Consider the following 480-nt stretch of genomic DNA (forward strand, 5'->3'; position numbering starts at 1 on the left):
AATGGCTTTGTTGCATAAAGATTTTAAAGATAGAGCTTTCCTAAGTTGTTTAAATTTAAGTGACAACTTGGGTGTGAGGTCGGTCGAGCTCCGTAAACTTATTTAAGATGGCCACACGTGCATGAATCTCGTTGACTTGGCTATCAAAATTCCGAGCACTGAGCTTATCGCCTAATAATTTGATGCAGTGCATCTTGGTTTCTACCAGACTTCGCTGATGGTAGCCCGACCATTTTTTCCATAGTGTCCTGCCTAAACGTTTAACAGTGCGAAGTAATTCATTTCGCTCTAGCGAATGAACTTTTGTATCTTTCCAAGGCTTCGCATTTTTTCTGGGTGGAATAATCGCATGGGCATTTCGATCTGTGATCAACTGGCGACACCGCTTTGTGTCATAAGCTCCATCGGTATAAACAGAGTCAATCTGCTCATCTTGTGGAATCTGATTAAGTAAATCACCAAGCACCTGTGAATCACTGA

The 480-nt window shown here is 41.7% G+C and carries 1 protein-coding gene; it reads right to left on the reverse strand.

Features of this window, described 5'->3' with window-relative positions:
- Positions 1-55: 55 nt before the first annotated feature.
- The coding region (locus tag AC1M84_RS14275) for an IS5 family transposase (protein WP_481595236.1) at positions 56-480 on the reverse strand (425 nt) is incomplete at its 5' end.

The sequence above is a fragment of the Acinetobacter sp. 24-47-66 genome (assembly GCF_056779755.1).